The sequence below is a fragment of the Micromonospora sp. NPDC005806 genome, assembly GCF_042871425.1.
Lineage (GTDB): Bacteria > Actinomycetota > Actinomycetes > Mycobacteriales > Micromonosporaceae > Micromonospora.
The window spans coordinates 71,787-88,271 of record NZ_JBIAIL010000015.1; the positions used below are offsets into that span (position 1 = coordinate 71,787).

Genomic DNA, 16,485 nt, shown 5'->3' on the forward strand with positions numbered 1-16,485 from the left:
CCGTCGCGGTCGGTGAACCGGCGCTCGCCCTGGCCGTCGCGGTCGGTGAACCGGCGCTCGCCCTGGCCGTCGCGGTCGGTGAACCGGCGCTCGCCCTGGCCGTCGCGGTCGGTGAACCGGCGCTCGCCGGCCGGGCGGTCGCCGAAGCGCCGCTCGCCGCGCTCCCGGTCGAACGATCCCCGGTCGCCGAAGCGCCGCTCGCCGGAAGGCCGGCCGAAGCCCCGGTCGTCGCGGTCGGCGGAGCGCCGCTCCCGGTCCTCGGCACGCTCGCGCCGCTCCCCGGAACGGTGCTCGTCCCGGTCGCCGAAGCGCCGGTCCCGGTCGAACGAGCCCCGCTCGCTGCGCCCGGAGAAGCCGCGGTCGCCGAAGCGCCGCTCGCGTCCGTCGCGGTCGAACGCGCCGCGCTCGCCCCGGTCGGAGAAGCCGCGGTCGCCGAAGCGGCGCTCGCCGCGGCCCTCGCGGTCACCGAAGCGACGGGAGCCGGACGGCCGATCGCCGTGCCGGCGCGGCTCGGGCTCGTCACGGACCGGCACCCCGCTGGGCTCGCGGGCACCGGTCAGCTCGGCCAGCGCCGGGTCGCCCGCGCGGACCCGGGTCTGGGCCGGCTCGACCCCCGCCTTCTCCAGCATGGCCAGGGTGGTCCGGCGCTGCTTCGGCAGCACCAGGGTGGCCACCGCACCCGACTCCCCGGCCCGGGCGGTACGCCCCGCCCGGTGCAGGTAGTCCTTCGGGTCCTTCGGTGGGTCGATGTGCAGCACCAGCGACACCCCGTCCACGTGGATGCCGCGGGCCGCCACGTCGGTGGCGACCAGCACGTTCATCCGGCCCTCGCGGAACTCGGCCAGGGTCCGGGTACGCATCCGCTGGGTCTTGCCGCCGTGCAGGCCGCCGGCCCGCACGCCCACCGCGGCGAGCTGCTCGACCAGGCGGTCGACGCCGAGCTGCGTACGGGCGAAGAGCATGGTGCGGCCGTCCCGGGCCGCGATGGACGCCGCGACGGCGAACTTGTCGTGCGGCGGGATCAGCAGCATGTGGTGGTCCATGGTGGACACGGCGGCGGTCGGCGGCGCGGTGGAGTGGGTGACCGGTTCGGTCATGAACCGGGTGACCAGCGTGTCGACGTCGTTGTCCAGAGTGGCCGAGAAGAGCAGCCGCTGGGCGTCCGCCGGCGTCTTCGCCAGCAGCTCGGTGACCTCGGGCAGGAAGCCCATGTCGGCCATCTGGTCGGCCTCGTCCAGCACGGTGATCTCGACGTCGTCCAGGTTGCAGACGCCGCGCTCGATGAGGTCGCCGAGCCGACCCGGGGTGGCCACCACGATCTCCACGCCGCGGCGCAGCGCGTCGATCTGCCGGTCGTACGGGACGCCGCCGACGGCGGTCTTGAGGAAGATGCCGACGGCCTTGCCGAGCGGCATCAGCGCGTCGTTGACCTGCATGGCCAGCTCGCGGGTGGGCACCAGGACCAGGGCGCGCGGGTGCAACGGCCGGGCCCGGTTGCGGTCGGCGAGCCGGGCGATCACCGGCAGGCCGAAGGCCAGCGTCTTGCCGGAACCGGTCTGGCCCCGGCCCAGCACGTCGCGTCCGGCGAGGGCGTCCGGCAGGGTGGCCCGCTGGATCTCGAACGGGGTGGTGATGCCCTGTCGGGCCAGCGCGTCGACGAGCTGGCGGGGCAGCCCCAGCGCGGCGAAGTCGGGAGTGGTGTCGGTGGCCGGGAGCTCCGGCGTCGGGGCCGGGTCGACGGACGGGGACGTGCCGGGGGCAGCGTAGGTGGTCAAGAAATGCCTTTCGAGCGGGGCGCATCTTCGCGATGGCCCGCCGCAGCGCCGTACGCCGCCGATTCGCCCGCAAGATCGCCCATGGGCGCGCGATCGGCGCGCCGGGTCAATGATCTCCACAAGTGTACGGCGGCGCGGCGGGGTCGGCCGCTTGCCGCGAACCCGTAGTGGGCGGACTCACCCCGTCACTTGCTGATCATGTTGCCCGTCAGCCCGCTCAGCGCGTCGTTCGCCAGGAAGACCACCAGCAGGCTGATGGCGATCAGCAGGCCCAGCGACAGGGCCAGCACGATCACCACCTTGGTGTTGCTGGACCGGGTCGCCGGTGGATCCTCGGCCCAGCCCTGGGCCAGGATGTGCCCGGTCAGCGAGCCGGAGTTCTCCAGCGGGTTGCCCTGCGGGAACGAGACCGTGGCGAAGCCGGGCCCGTCGGTGCCGCCGTAGACCGCGCCGGCCGGGTCGGGACCGCCCGGCTGGGCCGGGCGCCCCGCCGCCGCCCCGCTCATCGGGTACGTCCGGCCGCCGTCGCCGTGCGCGATGTTGCTCGACGGGGGCCAGTTCGGCAGCGCGGGTGCCGGCACCACGGGCGGGGCGGAGACCGGCCCGGGGGTGGCCGGACCGGCGGAGACGGGGACCGCCGCCCTGGCCACCGGCCGTCCCGCCGGGGGCGCGGAAACCGGCCCGCCCGCCGGGCTGGCCATGGCGGGCGGAGGCGGGAACGGCGGAGCCGGCATCGGGCCCGGCGGCGGCGGGGGCGGTGGCACCGGCGGGGCCGGCGGCGGTACCGGCGGCCCGGGAAGCGGCGGCACCGGCCCCGGCGGGGTCGGCCCGGGCGGCGGTGCGGGGGTCGGCGGGACCGGCCCGGGCGGCGGGGCGGGGACCGGCGGCGGCGCCGGCCGGAGCGGCGGCTCCGGCTCCGGCACCGGGGGCGCCGGCGACGGCGGGGTCGGACCCGGCACCGGGGTCGGCGCCGGCTCCGGCTCCGGGGCGGGTGGCTTCGGGGGCTGTGCCGGCTCCGGCGGCTGCGCCGGCTCGGGCGGCTCCGGATTCACCGGACCCGCGCGGTAGACCTTGGCGGCACCGCCCTTCGCCGCCCCCGCAGCGGCGACCTCGTCCGGCGAGACACGGCTCGGGCCGGGGACGGAAGCGCTGGCCCGGGCCTGTCCCGGGGCGGTACGCGGGGTGGGCAGCGCCGGTGATTCGGCGGCGGCCTCGTCGGTGCCGGCCGGTTCGGCCGGGACTTCCGGGTCGGGGGAACGTTCGGCGGCGGCGAAGGCGGACCAGGTCGACGGGGCGACGGTGGCACCGGGCTGGCGCCGGTCCAGGGGCGCGGCGGGCTGCGGCGGACCCCCCGCCCGGTAGGTGGTGGCGCTGGCCGGCGGTTCCGCCCGGTCCCCGTCCGACGGCGGTACGGCGGCCGCGGCGACGCTGACCCGGGCCCGGGCCACCACGGCGGCGGCCTGATTTCCGCGCTCCTCGACGCCGGGATCGGCCGGCCGGTCGGCGGGGTCGGGCGCGGATCCGGGGTGGACCGTCTCCGCCGGAACCTCTCGCTCGCCCATGCTCGCCCCTCCACGCCCGCGCTCGCCCCCGGGCCGTGGCGTCGGCCGGGAATGCCTGGATCTCACCGTGCCACATTCCGGCCCGGCAGCACAGTCGGAGTGGACGGTTGGGTCAGCTCCCGGCGCTCGGGCTGGACGAGCCGGAAACCGCCGCGCCGCCCGACGGGTCGACGCCGCTGGTCGTCGCGCTCGGCACGCTGCTCGTCGTGTTGGTCGGCGACGGGGTCGGCGAGTCGGACGGGCTGGGTGTCGGCGACGGCGTGGGGGAGGTGCTCGGCGTCGGGCTCGGGCTCGACGTGGTGGGTCCCGGGGTCGGCGTCCGGGTCGGCCTGGGACTGGGCGTCTGGGTGGGCTTCGGCGTCGGCGTCGGCTTGGGCGTGGTGGTCGGAGCCGGCGCGGGCGTGGTCGGGGCGGGCACCCCGCCGATCACCCGGGTGGCCGCGTAGAGGTTGCTCCAACGGACCACCGAGATCTTGACGACGTCCCCGGTGCGCGGCGCTTCGACCATCCTGCCGTTGCCGATGTACATGGCGACGTGGTGGATGCTCGTCCAGTTGCTGCCCGAGGCGAAGAAGAGCAGGTCGCCCGGGAGCAGCGCGTTCGGGCTCACGGTCCGGGAGCGGGTGGCGTAGTACTGGTCCCGGGAGACCCGGGGCAGGCCGTGGTAGCCCGCCGACTGGTAGGAGGCCAGCACCAGGCCGGAGCAGTCGAAGCGGTCCGGCCCCTCGGCCGCCCACAGGTAGCGGTCGCCCAGCTGGTCGAGGGCGTAGCGCACGGCGGCCAGCGCCTTCGGGTCGGCGACCAGCCCACTGACACTCTGGTTGGCGACGTACGAGCTGCCGAGCAGCTGCTCGGCGGCGTCCTGGCGCCGCTCGATGTCGAGCAGCAGCGCGGCGTTGTCCTTCCGCAGCTTGAGCAGCGCGGTTTCCTGCCGGTGCAGGTCGGCCTCGACCCGGACGTACTCGGCGGCCTTCTCGGTGGCGCGCTGCTCCGCCGCGGCGTACGCCTCCTGGGCGATCTTTTCGGCGGCGGTGGCCCGGGCGACCTCGCCGGCGACCGCGGTGGTCGCCCCGTCCGCCTTGTCGCCGCGGGTGATCCGCTGGAGGGCGGTGAGGTCGTGCAGGTCGGCGCCGAACTCGCCGGGCGGGATCGCGGCCGCGGCCTTGACCGCGTCCGCGGCGGCGCTCTTCGCCTTCTCCTGGGCCTGAGCCAGCGCGTCCTGGGCCTGCTGGTGGGCGGTGGCCGCGACGGCGAGCTGGCCCTGCGCGTCATCGCGCTCGCCCTTGACCTTGAGCAGGGCGTCGCCGAGCTGGGCGGCCAGCGCGTCGGCCTGGTTGATCTGCGCGATGAGCGGGCCGTCGGCCGGGTTGACGATGCCGGGCGTGCTGCCGAGCCCACCCGGGAACTGCCCGGGCAGCCCGGGGACCGCGCCGGGCAGCCGCAGGCCGGCGACCGGCGGGCGGGAGCCGGTGGAGGGAATCCTGTCGGGCAGCGGGTCGGCCCAGGCGGGGGTGGTGATCGCGGCGGCCGCCACCAGGCCGAGCAGGGCGGACCAGAGCTTCGGGCGGAGCACTGGGGAGATCAGGGGGATCCCGCGTCGTCGCCGTCGGCCCTTGGTGCTGCTGTCGACCATTCCGCTCCCCGTCCGGTCTGGTGCCTCCCGCGCTCGGTGGGCGCAGGTGAACCGGGACGCTATCAGTGTGTGTTCCGCCCCATCTTGTCTTACCTCACATGGCGAGGGATGTCGATGCGCGGAGAGTAACGACCGGCTGAGAGTCCGGTGAAGAGGGTCGCTGCGGTTGACCGGGCGGTCGGCCCGTCGGAGGAGGGACGTACGCTCGACCGGGATCGCAGGTGGAAGGGACGTGGCTTTCGATGGACGCCGGACTCAAGCGCGAGCTCGAAGCGAAGGTCTACGCGGGGGAGCGGCTGACCCGCGAGGACGGGGTCGCCCTCTACGAGAGTGACGACCTTGCCTGGCTCGGGCGGCTGGCCCACCACAAGCGCACCGAGATGAACGGCGAGCGGGTGATGTTCAACGTCAACCGGCACCTCAACCTCACCAACGTCTGTTCCGCCTCGTGCGCGTACTGCTCCTTCCAGCGCAAGCCCGGCGAGAAGGACGCCTACACGATGCGCATCGACGAGGCGGTCCGTAAGGCCAAGGAGATGGAGGACGAGCAGCTCACCGAGCTGCACATCGTCAACGGCCTGCACCCGACGCTGCCCTGGCGCTACTACCCGAAGGTGCTGCGCGAGCTGAAGGCCGCGCTGCCGAAGGTCAATCTCAAGGCATTCACCGCGACCGAGGTGCAGTGGTTCGAGAAGATCAGCGGCCTGAGCGCCGACGAGATCCTCGACGAGCTGATGGACGCCGGCCTGGAGTCGCTGACCGGCGGCGGCGCGGAGATCTTCGACTGGCAGGTCCGGCAGCACATCGTCGACCACGCCTGCCACTGGGAGGACTGGTCGCGGATCCACCGGCTGGCCCACTCGAAGGGCATGAAGACCCCGTCGACCATGCTCTACGGCCACATCGAGGAGCCCCGGCACCGGGTCGACCACGTGCTGCGGCTGCGCGAGCTCCAGGACGAGACGGGCGGCTTCCAGGTCTTCATCCCGCTGCGCTACCAGCACGACTTCGTCGACTCGGCGGACGGCAAGATCCGTAACCGGATCCAGGCCCGGACCACGATGGCCTCCCCGGCCGAGTCGCTGAAGACCTTCGCGGTCTCCCGGCTGCTCTTCGACAACGTCCCGCACGTGAAGTGCTTCTGGGTGATGCACGGTCTCTCGGTGGCCCAGCTGTCCTTGAACTTCGGTGTGGACGATCTGGACGGCTCCGTCGTGGAATACAAGATCACCCACGATGCCGACTCGTACGGCACGCCGAACACCATGCACCGGGACGACCTGCTGCACCTCATCTGGGACGCGGGCTTCCGCCCGGTCGAGCGGAACACCCGCTACGAGATCGTCCGCGAGTACGACGCGGCGCCGTCGCTGGCCGAGCGCCGGGCCGAGCCGCAGCAGGTCTGGGCCTGACCCCACCGATGAACACCGTGGAGCAGCCGCAGCGCAGCTTCCCCCGGCGGGACGCCGAGGGGCGCATCGCCACCCTGGGCGACCTGCTCGGGGTGAGCCTCGCCGGCCTGGTGATCGGGGTGCTGGCGCTGGTGCTCTTCGAGTGGGCGTTCGCCACCCTGGGCGCTGGCGGGTTCGGGCGGACCAACGGCTGGCTGGCGGTGATCCTGCCGGTCTGGCTCTTCTGGGACGACTTCCGGGCCTGGGAGTTCGGCGCCGCCCGGGTGCTGGCGGCGCTGGCCGGCCTCGTGGTCGGGGTGTTCGCCGGGCTGCTCGCGGCCGGCCTGACCGCCGGGCTGCCGCCGCTGGTCTCCGGCGCGCTGGCCGCGGCGGTCTTCACCGTGGTCTACGCGGTGGTCTGGTTTCCTGGGGTGCGCTGGCTGGCCCGGCGCATGGGCTGATCGATGACGGAGAACGGAGTACGGACGTGAGCGCGGCGGTCAAGTACACACTGGGCCGGATCGGGCTGTTTGTCGGCGTGCTGGCGGCCCTCTGGTTCGTCGACATGAACCCGTTCCTGCGGCTGATGCTGGCGCTGGTCTTCTCGGCCGCGCTCTCGTTCTTCCTGCTGCGTGGCTGGCGGGACGAGATGGCCGGGGAGATGTCCGAGGCGTCGGAGCGGCGCCGCGCCGAGAAGGAGCGGCTGCGCTCCGCCCTCGCTGGCGAGGACCAGCCCGAGCAGGGCGAGCAGCGCCGCGAGGGCTGAGCTGGGTAGCCCGGGCAGGGCGGATGCGCGCCGAGGCTGGGGCTGGCGAAGGCCGGCGTCGGCGTGCACCGCGATAGCGCGATCGGGCCCCGGGCCGCTAAGGTCGACCGCCGTGAGCTCCCTCAGCACGATCAACGGGTGGCGGACGAAGGTGTTCCTCTGGATCGGTCTGCCGGTCATCGCCGCCATTGGACTGATGCTGAGCGTCACCGACCTCGCCCCCGCCTGGGAGGCGAAGAACGGTGGCGGTACGCCGGGCACGTTCACCGCGGTGAACGAGGAATGCGGCCGGCGTAACTGTGAGTGGCACGGGACCTTCGTCGCCGCCGAGGGCGCCGCCCGGCGCGCCGACGTGATCCTCTACGACGCGCCCGACGGGCTGACCGCCGGTGCCACCGCCCCGGCCCGCGACAGTGGTGCCCGCAAGGGCGTCTTCTCCGCCGCCGGTGGGTCGACGTACCTGCTGGTCACCGGGCTCGCCCTGGCTGGCGTGGTCGCCCTGGTGGCCTGGGTCGTGATCATCGTCCGGGCGATCCGTGGTCCCCGTAAGCGGGCGGAGCCGTCCGCCCCGCCGGCCTCGTTCGCCCCGTCCCGCTGATTACCCAGGACCGTACCGACGGGCCCGGCGCCACCTCCGCAGGGAGAGCGGCGCCGGGCCCGTGCTGTCACCAGTTGGTCGAGCCCGGCACCACCGGCCAGGACCGGTCGGCCGGCTTGATCAGGTACGCGATCCCGCCCGAGCCGGAGGCCACGGTGCCGTTCGCCCGGTGCCGCTTGGTCCGCAGCCAGATCTGCTCGAACTGCGCCCGCTTGTACACGTTGCGGACCGCCTCGTTCGAGGAGGAGGCGGGATCGTTGACGATCACGTCCCCGTCGGCGGTGAAGCCGACGATCACGAAGAGGTGCCCGGAGGTGCCGTAGTTCGCCCCGTCCAGCTCGCTGGCGAGGAAGGACTGCGAAGTGACGACCGGGATGCCGGCCTTGATGAAGCGCTCCGCCTCGTCCAGCGAGTGCAGCCGGGTGACCCGGGCGTCCATGCCCGGGAAGCTGGCGGCGTACGCGGTGTTGAACGGCCAGTTGCCGGCGCCCTCGTACTCGTAGTCGTAGGTCATCCGGGCGGCGTGGTCGACGGTCGGGTCGGCGTAGCTCGGGTCGACCCAGGCGGTGTCGCCGGCTGAGGGCTGCCGGCCCCAGTACTCGACCACCATCTCCGTGGAGGTGGGCGAGCACCAGGCCTCACCGCCGCCGTCGAACTCGGGGTACTCCCCCTCGTGGATGTTCTGCGAGTAGCGCGGCACGGGCAGCTCGGTGCCCCAGGCGATCCCGCCCTCGCTCGGGGTGACGGTGAACCGGTCCGGGACGTTCGAGCTCATCGCGCCGAGCATCCAGACCCGCGGCGAGGCGGCCTGCCCCGGCGCCCGGTACAGGGTCAGCCGGAGCTGGTACGACCGGAGCAGCACCCCGTTCTTGGCGTTGTCGATGGAGAAGGTGTCGGTCCAGATGGTGGACCAGGGGTCGCCCTGACCGTCCAGGGTGGCCCGCTTGATGTCCTGGTCGCCGGAGGCCCAGCGGCCCATCACGTACCAGGGCGTCTGCTGGCCGGTGTTGTAGGTGCCGTGCAGCTCGACCTGGATCCAGGTGCCGGCCGGGGTGGCGGCGTTCCACGAGGCGACCAGTTCGGTGGCGTCGAAGCCGACCTGCCGCTCCGGCGAGGTCCAGGTGGCGTACTCCCAGGTGCGGGTGGCGCCGGTGTGCTCGTCGGTGAACTCGGTGGTGCCGGCGGGCTGGCCGATGGTGATTCCGGTGCGGTACCCGGGGATGGCGTACGTGCCCTGGTGGGTGCCGGTACGCCAGTCGGGATACTTCGACCAGTCCTGGAAGGTGATCTGTTCGTCGTGTGCGACGACCGGAAGGTTGTTGTCCGCGTGGGCGGGTGCGGTGGTGCCGAGGAGGGCGAGCGCGGTCACGCCGGCGAGCGCGACCGCGCGCAGGCTTGGTCTGGCCATGTGAACTCCGTAGGTAGGGATGGGATGGGTCACCAGTTGGTGGAGCCGGCCACGGAGGGCCAGGCCACCTCGGTGGGCTTGATCAGGTAGACGATGCCGCCGGAGCCGCTGCCGGTGCCGCCGTTGGCGGTGGTCCGCCTGGTCCGGAGCCAGATCTGCTCGAACTGATCGCGCCGGTAGACGTGGCGTACGGCGGCGTCGGTGGGGGAGGCCGGGTCGTTGGCGATCACGTCACCGGTGGCGGTGAAGCCGACCACCACCATCAGGTGCCCGGCGGTGCCGTAGCCCGCCCCGTCCAGCTCGCTGGCGAGGAAGGACTGGCTGGTCACCACGGGGATGCCGGCGGCGATGAAGTGCTCCAGTTCGTCCAGCGAGTGCAACCGGGTCACCTTCGCCTCGAGCCCCGGGAAGCTGGCCGCGTACGCGGTGTTGAACGGCCAGTTGCCGGCGCCCTGGTACTGGTAGTCGTAGGTCATCCGGGCGGCGTGGTCCACGGTCGGGTCCGCGTAGGTCGGGTCCACCCAGGACGTGTCGGCCGGCGACGGCTTCCGGCCCCAGTACTCGACCACCATCTCCGTGGAGGTCGGGGAGCACCAGGCCTCGCCACCGCCGTCGTACTCGGGGTACTGCCCGGCGTGGATCTCCTGCGAGTAGCGCGGCACGGCCAGTTCGGTGCCCCAGGCGATGTGGCCGGCGCTCGGGGTCACGGTGAACCGGTCCGGCACGTTCGAGCTCATCGCCCCGACGGACCGGACCACGGGTGAGACGGTCAGCGCCGGGTCGCGGTAGAGGGTCACCCGGAGCTGGTACGCCCGCAGCAGCACCCCGGCGGCCGGGTCGTTGACGGCGAAGGTGTCGGTCCAGACGCTGGAGGTCTTGTCGCTCTGCTTGTCGACGCTGGTCCGGCGGATGTCGCCGTCGCCGGCGGCCCAGCGGCCCATGACGTACCAGGGGGTCCGGGTGCCGGTGGTGTAGGTGCCCTGGAGCTCGACCTGGAGCCAGGTGCCGGCCGGGGTGTCGGCGTTCCAGGAGGCGACCAGCTCGGTGGCCCCGAAGCCGACCTCGGTCAGCGGCGAGGTCCACGTCCCGTACGCCCAGGTGCGTTTGGTGTTGGTGTGCGGGTCCTTGTAGACGGTGGTGCCGACCGGGGTGCTCAGCGCGAGGCCGCCGGCGGTGACGGTGGCGCCCGCGGTGGTCCCGGCCGACCAGCCGGCGCCGGACCAGCCCTGCCAGGTGATCTGTTCGTCGTGGGTGACGGTGGTGGTCCCGCCGGCCGGCCGGCCGGCGTCGGCGGGGGCGGTGGTGGCGAGGATGGCGAGCGCGGTGACGCCGGCGACGGCGACTGCGCGCAGGGAGGTGAGTGCCATGGCAGCTCCATGGGTGAACGGCATCGTTGCCGTTCACTGTCGCGCCCGGAAGGAAGTTTCGCCAGAGGTCGACGCATGGAAAATCATTGCCGAGGCATCGTCGAGATGCACCCGGGCTCGTCCCCGGGGGCGGCTGCTACACGATCGGCACGCAGAGCCGGCACTGCTGACCCGATTCCCGGGGGGACCCCGATCCACCCTCGCAGTGCCCCACCCCACCCTCCCGTCCGGACGATCTCCGCTGGTCATGCGCTACCGTGGCACCGACCAACCCGCAGCGAAGCCGGTGTGAAACCGGTGCTGTCCCGCAACTGTGATGCCCCGCACGCGACGTCGGCCTCCGGCCGGTGTCGACGACCGTGGGGACGAGCCAGGTCGCCTGCGGCACGGTCGCGACACGCGCTCTCGAGGAAGGGCGCCTCGCGGACGGGTCCGCTCCGGCGCTCCCTGTCGGCGAAGCACCACGATCCTCGACCGACAGGAGGACCCATGTCCAGACGTACCCCCCGGCTCTTCGCCGCCGCCCTCGCGGTCGGCGCGCTGCTCCTCGGCGGCTGCGCCGAGAAGACCTCGACCGACACCCATGCCGCAGGCGGTAGCTCCGCGGCCGCCGCGTTCCCGGTCACCGTCGGCAAGCTGACCCTGGAGAAGCGCCCCGAGAAGATCGTCTCGCTGTCGCCGAGCGCGACCGAGATGCTCTTCGCCATCGGCGCCGGCAAGCAGGTCACCGCCGTCGACGACCAGTCGAACTACCCGCCGGACGCGCCGAAGAGCGACCTCTCGGGGTTCCAGCCGAACGCCGAGGCGATCGCCGGCAAGAGCCCCGACCTGGTGGTGCTTGCCAACGACATGAACAAGATCATCGACCAGCTCACCACGCTGAAGATCCCGGTGCTGCTCACCCCGGCCGCGACCACGCTCGACGACACGTACCAGCAGATCACCGACCTGGGCAAGCTCACCGGCCACCCGGGCGAGGCGGACGCCGTCACCAAGAAGATGAAGGACGACATCGCCGCCCTCACCAAGGACCTGCCGCAGCGGAGCAAGAAGCTCACCTACTACCACGAGCTGGGCCCGGAGCTGTACAGCGCGACCAGCAAGACCTTCATCGGCTCGATCTACGCCCTCGCCGGGCTGGAGAACATCGCCGACCCGTCGGACGCCGACGGCAAGAACGGCGGCTACCCGCAGCTCTCCCAGGAGGTCATCGTCAAGGCGAACCCCGACTTCGTCTTCCTGGCCGACACCAAGTGCTGCAAGCAGACCCCGGAGACCGTCAAGGCCCGCAGCGGCTGGGCCGGCGTCACCGCGGTGAAGAACAACCAGATCGTCGCCCTCGACGACGACATCGCCTCCCGGTGGGGCCCGCGCGTGGTCGACCTGCTCAGGTCGATCGTCGACGCCACCGCCAAGGTCCCGGCCTGAACCTGACCGTGCGACCAGCGGAATCCGCCGACCGGCCGGCCGGGACGCCCGACGCGTCCCGGCCGTCGGGCGTGTCCGGGCCCGGCTCGGCCGGCCACCGGACCGCGGGCGGGCGGCCCGCCGCCGGACCGGGTGCGATGGTCCGGCCGGCCGGGCTGCGCACGCGCTGGCTGGTCGCCGGGATCGGCGCGGTGCTGGTCGCCCTGCTCGCCGGGGTGTCCCTGGGCCCGGTCAGCCTGCCGCCCGGCAGCGTGGCCGCCGAACTGCTCAACCTGCTGCCCGGGGTGCACCTGGACAGCGGGCTCACCGAGCGGGAGATCGCCATCGTCACCGAGCTGCGGCTGCCCCGGGTGGTGCTCGGCCTGCTCGTCGGCGGGCTGCTCGCCTTGGCCGGCGGCTGCTACCAGGGCGTCTTCCGCAACCCGCTGGCCGATCCGTACCTGCTCGGCGTGGCGGCCGGCGCCGGGCTCGCGGTGACCGCCGTGATCGCGCTCGGCGCCGGCGCGGGCGGGGCGTTGAGCGGCATGCCGGTCACCATCCCGCTCGCGGCGTTCGTCGGGTCGCTCGGCGCGGTCGCCATGACCTACGGGCTCGGCGCGGCCGGCGGGCGCGACCGCTCACCGGCCACGCTCATCCTGGCCGGGGTGGCGGTGTCGGCGTTCCTCGCCGCAGGGCAGACCTACCTGCTGCAACGGCACTCGGAGAGCATCCAGCAGGTCTACTCCTGGCTGCTCGGGCGACTGGCCACCGCCGGCTGGCACGACGTCCGGCTGGTCCTGCCGTACTTCGTGCTCACCGCGGTGGTGGTGCTGCTGCACCGGCGTGAGCTGGACGTGCTTTCCGTCGGCGACGACGAGGCCACCAGCCTCGGGCTGCACCCGCAGCGCTCCCGCTACCTGCTGATCGCCGCCGCCTCGCTGGGCACCGCCGCCGCGGTCTCCGCGTCCGGCCTGATCGGCTTCGTCGGCATCATCGTGCCGCACACCGTACGGCTGCTCGCCGGGGCCAGCTACCGGGTGATCCTGCCGCTGTCGATGCTCTTCGGCGGGGCGTTCCTGGCGCTGACCGATGTGGTCGCCCGGACCGTCGCCGCCCCCGCCGAGATCCCGATCGGCGTGGTCACCGCGCTGCTCGGCGGCCCGTTCTTCGTCCTGGTCCTGCGGACCTCCCGGCGGGTGTTCACATGACCGCCGTCGAGGTGCGGGGCCTGCGGGTCGAGCTGGGCGGCGTGCCGATCCTGGCCGGCGTGGACCTGACCGTCGCCGTGGGCGAGTGGGTCACCGTGATCGGCCCGAACGGCGCCGGCAAGTCGACCCTGCTGCGCGCCGTCGGTGGCCTGCTGCCCGCGCCGGGCGCGGTCGCCCTCTTCGGTACGCCGATCCAGGCCCTCCGCCGTCGCGACCGCGCCCGGATCGTCGCCACCGTGGCCCAGTCCCCGGTCGTGCCGGCCGGCATGTCCGTCTTCGACTACGTGCTGCTCGGCCGCACCCCCTACATCGCGCCGCTGGGCCGGGAGTCGGCGGCTGACCTGGCCGCGGTGCACGAGGTGCTGGACCGGCTCGACCTGGGCGCGTTCGGGCGCCGTGAGCTGGCCACGCTCTCCGGCGGCGAGCGGCAGCGGGTCTTCCTGGCCCGGGCGCTGGCCCAGGGCGCCACCCTGCTGCTGCTCGACGAGCCGACCAGCGCGTTGGACATCGGGCACCAGCAGGAGGTGCTGGAGCTGGTCGACCAGCTCCGCCGCGAGCACGACCTGACCGTCCTCGCCACGATGCACGACCTCTCCGTGGCCGGCGAGTACGCCGACCGGATGGTGCTGCTCGCCGACGGCCGGGTCGCCGCCTCCGGTCCCCCGCACGACGTGCTCACCGAGGAGCTGCTCGCCACCCACTACCGCGCCCACGTCCGCGTGGTCCAGGGCGAGCACGGCCCGCTCGTCGTCCCGGTCCGCCCCCGCTGAGCCAGCGCGCCGGGGTCAGCGCAGGGTGGTGATCGAGAAGAGGGCGCCCTGCGGGTCGCGGAGGGCGGCGCCGCGGCCCGCCGGATTGTCCCGGGGCGGGACGAGGATGGTGCCGCCCAGCTCGGCGGCCCGGGCGGCGGTGGCGTCGGGGTCGGCCACCGCGAAGTAGACCGACCAGTACGCGGGCAGGTCGCCGGGCAGCTCCTTCAGCTGCGGCATCATGCCGGCGACGATGCGGGCCCCGCAGCGCCAGCCGGTGTAGGGGACCGGGCCGGTCGACCGCTCCTCCGGCTGCCAGCCGAACACCAGCGCGTAGAAGTCCTTCGCCCGCTCCGGGTCCGGGGTGACCAGCTCGTTCCAGCACATCGACCCGGGCTCGTTGAACAGCTCCGCCCCACGCATCGCCATCGGCTGCCAGACACTGAACGCCGCCCCGGCCGGGTCGGCGAGGACCGCCATCCGACCCTGGTCGAAGACCTTGAACGGGGCGACCAACACCTGGCCGCCGGCGGCCTCCACCCGGGTGGCTACCAGGTCCGCGTCGTCGGTCGCCACGTACGTCGACCAGATCGGCACCTGGTCCGGGCTGGCCGGCGGCCCGGCCCCGGCGACCGCCCGGCCGTCCTTGAGGAAGACCGTGTAGCCGCCCGCCGCGGGTTCTGCGGAGACCCGCCCGGTCCAGCCGAAGAGCTGCGGGTAGAACCGTTTCGCGTCCTCCAGCCCGGGCGTGGCCAGGTCGGCCCAGCAGGGCGTGCCGGGCTCGACGCCGTTCACGGTGACCCCTCTCTCGCCGATGGGCGGCCGGACTGGCAGCCCTGCCGGCATCGTGGCACCGTCCCGTGGCCCGCCGGGCCGTAAACGGACGAAACGTCAGCTGAAGCGGCGTCCCTCGTCCCGCCGGTACGCCCATCCGGCGATCGCGGCGAGCACCACGATCCAGACGGCGAGCATGACCATGGAGACCGGGTTCGGCCGCCAGTCGGTCACGGCCGCCCACATCAGCTCCACCGCGCCCCGGGTGGGCAGGTAGGGGGCGATCGCGTTGACGAAGCCGGGCGCGTTGTCCGGACCGAAGAGCAGCCCGCCGCCGAAGGCGAGCGGGAAGAAGATCAGCTGGGCGACCACGATCGCGGCCTTGCTCGGCAGCGAGTAGCCGATCGCCAGCCCGAGCAGCGTGAACGGCACCGAGGTGACCGCGACCGCGCCGATGGCCAGCAGGAACTGCGTCACAGTGACCTGGGCCGCGGTGGCCACCGCCGCGATCACCACCACCGGAAGCATGGAGAAGTAGGTGAGCGCCAGGCCGGCCAGGATCCGACCGGCGAAGCGCGGCCCGGGCCCGGCGGGAAGCGTTCGGGTGTACGGGTTCCAGGGCTGGTCGCGGTCCTCCGCGACGCCGATCCCGTACTGGAAGATGTTGGCGCTCATCACCGCGAAGGTGACCATCGCGGCGGTGGCGTAGGTGGCGCCGGTGCGGTCGTCGCCGGCGAACGGCACCACGAAGAAGAGCATCGTGGCGGCCGGGAAGAACGCGCTGCCGAAGATCGCGATCGGGATCCGGACGGTCTCCAGCAGCTGGTAGCGGGCGTGGACCAGGGCGAGGGGCATCGGAGGAGCTCCTAGGCGGTGACGGTGGTGGGCCGGTCGTCGGCGGTGATGGCGAGGAACGCCTCCTCCAGCGAGGTGGGCCGGACCTCCAGCTCCCGGAACGCCACCCCGGCGGTGACCAGGTCGCGGACGAGCTGGTCGGCGTCGGTGGTGAGCAGGTCGGTGCGCCCCTCGACGTGTTCGGTCGCCACCACGCCGGGCAGCGGCGGCAGGTCGTCGGCGACCAGGCTCACCCGGCGTACGCCGACGATGCCGCGGACCGCCTCCACCGTGTCGTCGGCGAGCACCCGGCCGTGGCCGATCACCATCACCCGCTGCGCGAGCGCCTCCACCTCCTCCAGGTAGTGGCTGCTCAACAGGACGGTGCCGCCGTCGGCGTGGAAGGCCCGGATCGCCTCCCAGAGAGCACGCCGGGCCTCCACGTCCAGCCCGGTGGTGGGCTCGTCGAGGACGACCAGCCTCGGCCGCCCGACGAAGGCGAGGGCCACGGCGAGCCGGCGGCGTTGCCCGCCGGAGAGGCCGCCGGTCTGCCGGCGCACCTGGTCGGCGAGGCCGAACCGGTCGAGCAGCTCGGCCCGGGGGATCGGGTCGGGGAAGTGAGCGGCGACGAAGTCGACCACCTCGCCGACCCGCAGCGTGCCGGGGAGGCCGGTCTCCTGCGGGGTCACGCCGAGCTGCCGCCGGTTGGTCGCGTCGCGCGGGTCGCCGCCGAACAGCTCCACCCGGCCGGCGGTGGGGCGGCGCAGCCCGACCAGCAGGTTGATCAGGGTGCTCTTGCCGGCGCCGTTCGGGCCGAGCAGGCCGACCAACTCGCCGGCGTGGACGGTCAGGTCGACCCGGTCCAGGGCCAGCACGTCGCCGTAGCGGCGGCTGACCTGGTCGGCGCGGGCCAGCATCATGGGGACTCCTTCTCCGGCTGCGGTCCGGGGCAACGTGCGATCCCTGTGTACCGTGTCGAGTCGAGCCCCGCCGCCCCGCGCGGACGGGCCCCG

At 73.5% G+C, this 16,485-nt stretch carries 15 protein-coding genes and 1 riboswitch; of the genes, 7 read left to right on the plus strand and 8 right to left on the minus strand.

What is annotated here, in order from left to right:
- The 3 genes from ACFYOS_RS17815 to ACFYOS_RS17825 all read right to left on the minus strand — a co-directional run.
- On the minus strand, nt 1-1,775 hold a 1,775-nt coding region (locus ACFYOS_RS17815; RefSeq protein ID WP_387142232.1), incomplete at its 3' end, for a DEAD/DEAH box helicase.
- Nucleotides 1,776-1,960: 185 nt separating this feature from the next.
- Nucleotides 1,961-3,337, minus strand: coding sequence for a hypothetical protein (locus tag ACFYOS_RS17820; protein WP_387142235.1), 1,377 nt, complete (start codon nt 3,335-3,337; stop codon nt 1,961-1,963).
- A 112-nt stretch (nt 3,338-3,449) separates the two neighbouring features.
- Nucleotides 3,450-4,970, minus strand: coding sequence for a C40 family peptidase (locus ACFYOS_RS17825; protein ID WP_387142237.1), 1,521 nt, complete (start codon nt 4,968-4,970; stop codon nt 3,450-3,452).
- Between the two features lie 242 nt (nt 4,971-5,212).
- Between ACFYOS_RS17825 and mqnE the strand changes: the two genes are divergently transcribed.
- The 4 genes from mqnE (at nt 5,213) to ACFYOS_RS17845 (ending at nt 7,725) form a co-directional block, all read left to right on the plus strand.
- Nucleotides 5,213-6,382: an aminofutalosine synthase MqnE gene (gene mqnE, locus ACFYOS_RS17830; protein ID WP_387142240.1), complete on the plus strand. Its 1,170-nt coding sequence runs from the start codon at nt 5,213-5,215 to the stop codon at nt 6,380-6,382.
- Nucleotides 6,383-6,390: 8 nt separating this feature from the next.
- On the plus strand, nt 6,391-6,822 hold the full coding sequence (locus ACFYOS_RS17835; protein ID WP_387142243.1) for a hypothetical protein: 432 nt from the start codon (nt 6,391-6,393) through the stop codon (nt 6,820-6,822).
- Nucleotides 6,823-6,848: 26 nt separating this feature from the next.
- The gene (locus tag ACFYOS_RS17840; protein WP_387142246.1) at nt 6,849-7,127 is read left to right on the plus strand and encodes a DUF4229 domain-containing protein; all 279 of its coding nucleotides are present in this window, start codon (nt 6,849-6,851) and stop codon (nt 7,125-7,127) included.
- Between the two features lie 112 nt (nt 7,128-7,239).
- A complete protein-coding gene (locus tag ACFYOS_RS17845; RefSeq protein ID WP_387142249.1) occupies nt 7,240-7,725 on the plus strand; it encodes a hypothetical protein in 486 nt (161 codons plus the stop codon).
- A gap of 67 nt (nt 7,726-7,792) precedes the next feature.
- Here the strand turns inward: ACFYOS_RS17845 and ACFYOS_RS17850 are convergent, their stop codons facing one another.
- Nucleotides 7,793-9,133, minus strand: a complete 1,341-nt coding sequence (locus ACFYOS_RS17850) for a C39 family peptidase (protein ID WP_387142252.1) — start codon at nt 9,131-9,133, stop codon at nt 7,793-7,795.
- A gap of 29 nt (nt 9,134-9,162) precedes the next feature.
- Nucleotides 9,163-10,500 (minus strand): C39 family peptidase, encoded by a 1,338-nt coding sequence (locus ACFYOS_RS17855; protein ID WP_387142255.1) that lies wholly within the window; start codon nt 10,498-10,500, stop codon nt 9,163-9,165.
- 282 nt (nt 10,501-10,782) lie between these two features.
- Nucleotides 10,783-10,875, plus strand: a riboswitch (cobalamin riboswitch).
- Nucleotides 10,876-10,989: 114 nt separating this feature from the next.
- Between ACFYOS_RS17855 and ACFYOS_RS17860 the strand changes: the two genes are divergently transcribed.
- The 3 genes from ACFYOS_RS17860 (at nt 10,990) to ACFYOS_RS17870 (ending at nt 13,885) form a co-directional block, all read left to right on the plus strand.
- Complete coding sequence (locus tag ACFYOS_RS17860) at nt 10,990-11,928, plus strand: ABC transporter substrate-binding protein (protein WP_387142257.1); 939 nt, start codon at nt 10,990-10,992, stop codon at nt 11,926-11,928.
- Between the two features lie 137 nt (nt 11,929-12,065).
- Nucleotides 12,066-13,115: a FecCD family ABC transporter permease gene (locus tag ACFYOS_RS17865; RefSeq protein WP_387142449.1), complete on the plus strand. Its 1,050-nt coding sequence runs from the start codon at nt 12,066-12,068 to the stop codon at nt 13,113-13,115.
- The gene (locus ACFYOS_RS17870) at nt 13,112-13,885 is read left to right on the plus strand and encodes an ABC transporter ATP-binding protein (protein ID WP_387142260.1); all 774 of its coding nucleotides are present in this window, start codon (nt 13,112-13,114) and stop codon (nt 13,883-13,885) included. Before ACFYOS_RS17865 ends, ACFYOS_RS17870 begins: the two co-directional genes overlap by 4 nt.
- Nucleotides 13,886-13,900: 15 nt before the next feature.
- On the opposite strand, the gene ACFYOS_RS17875 is transcribed toward ACFYOS_RS17870, so the two are convergent.
- From ACFYOS_RS17875 to ACFYOS_RS17885, 3 genes are read right to left on the minus strand one after another with little or no spacing between them, the layout of a single operon-like run.
- A complete protein-coding gene (locus ACFYOS_RS17875) occupies nt 13,901-14,710 on the minus strand; it encodes a VOC family protein (protein WP_387142262.1) in 810 nt (269 codons plus the stop codon).
- 45 nt (nt 14,711-14,755) lie between these two features.
- Nucleotides 14,756-15,493 carry an ABC transporter permease gene (locus ACFYOS_RS17880; RefSeq protein WP_387142265.1) on the minus strand — a complete coding sequence of 246 codons (738 nt, stop codon included), beginning with the start codon at nt 15,491-15,493 and terminating at the stop codon, nt 14,756-14,758.
- 11 nt (nt 15,494-15,504) lie between these two features.
- Nucleotides 15,505-16,392, minus strand: a complete 888-nt coding sequence (locus ACFYOS_RS17885) for an ABC transporter ATP-binding protein (RefSeq protein WP_387142268.1) — start codon at nt 16,390-16,392, stop codon at nt 15,505-15,507.
- Nucleotides 16,393-16,485: the final 93 nt, after the last annotated feature.

Coding starts and splice junctions, on each gene's coding strand:
- ACFYOS_RS17820 (WP_387142235.1), bottom strand. CDS start 3,337: ATGGGCGAGCGAGAGGTTCCGGCGGAGACGGTCCACCCCGGATCCGCG.
- ACFYOS_RS17825 (WP_387142237.1), bottom strand. CDS start 4,970: ATGGTCGACAGCAGCACCAAGGGCCGACGGCGACGACGCGGGATCCCC.
- mqnE (WP_387142240.1), top strand. CDS start 5,213: ATGGACGCCGGACTCAAGCGCGAGCTCGAAGCGAAGGTCTACGCGGGG.
- ACFYOS_RS17835 (WP_387142243.1), top strand. CDS start 6,391: ATGAACACCGTGGAGCAGCCGCAGCGCAGCTTCCCCCGGCGGGACGCC.
- ACFYOS_RS17850 (WP_387142252.1), bottom strand. CDS start 9,133: ATGGCCAGACCAAGCCTGCGCGCGGTCGCGCTCGCCGGCGTGACCGCG.
- ACFYOS_RS17855 (WP_387142255.1), bottom strand. CDS start 10,500: ATGGCACTCACCTCCCTGCGCGCAGTCGCCGTCGCCGGCGTCACCGCG.
- ACFYOS_RS17860 (WP_387142257.1), top strand. CDS start 10,990: ATGTCCAGACGTACCCCCCGGCTCTTCGCCGCCGCCCTCGCGGTCGGC.
- ACFYOS_RS17865 (WP_387142449.1), top strand. CDS start 12,066: ATGGTCCGGCCGGCCGGGCTGCGCACGCGCTGGCTGGTCGCCGGGATC.
- ACFYOS_RS17870 (WP_387142260.1), top strand. CDS start 13,112: ATGACCGCCGTCGAGGTGCGGGGCCTGCGGGTCGAGCTGGGCGGCGTG.
- ACFYOS_RS17875 (WP_387142262.1), bottom strand. CDS start 14,710: ATGCCGGCAGGGCTGCCAGTCCGGCCGCCCATCGGCGAGAGAGGGGTC.
- ACFYOS_RS17880 (WP_387142265.1), bottom strand. CDS start 15,493: ATGCCCCTCGCCCTGGTCCACGCCCGCTACCAGCTGCTGGAGACCGTC.
- ACFYOS_RS17885 (WP_387142268.1), bottom strand. CDS start 16,392: ATGATGCTGGCCCGCGCCGACCAGGTCAGCCGCCGCTACGGCGACGTG.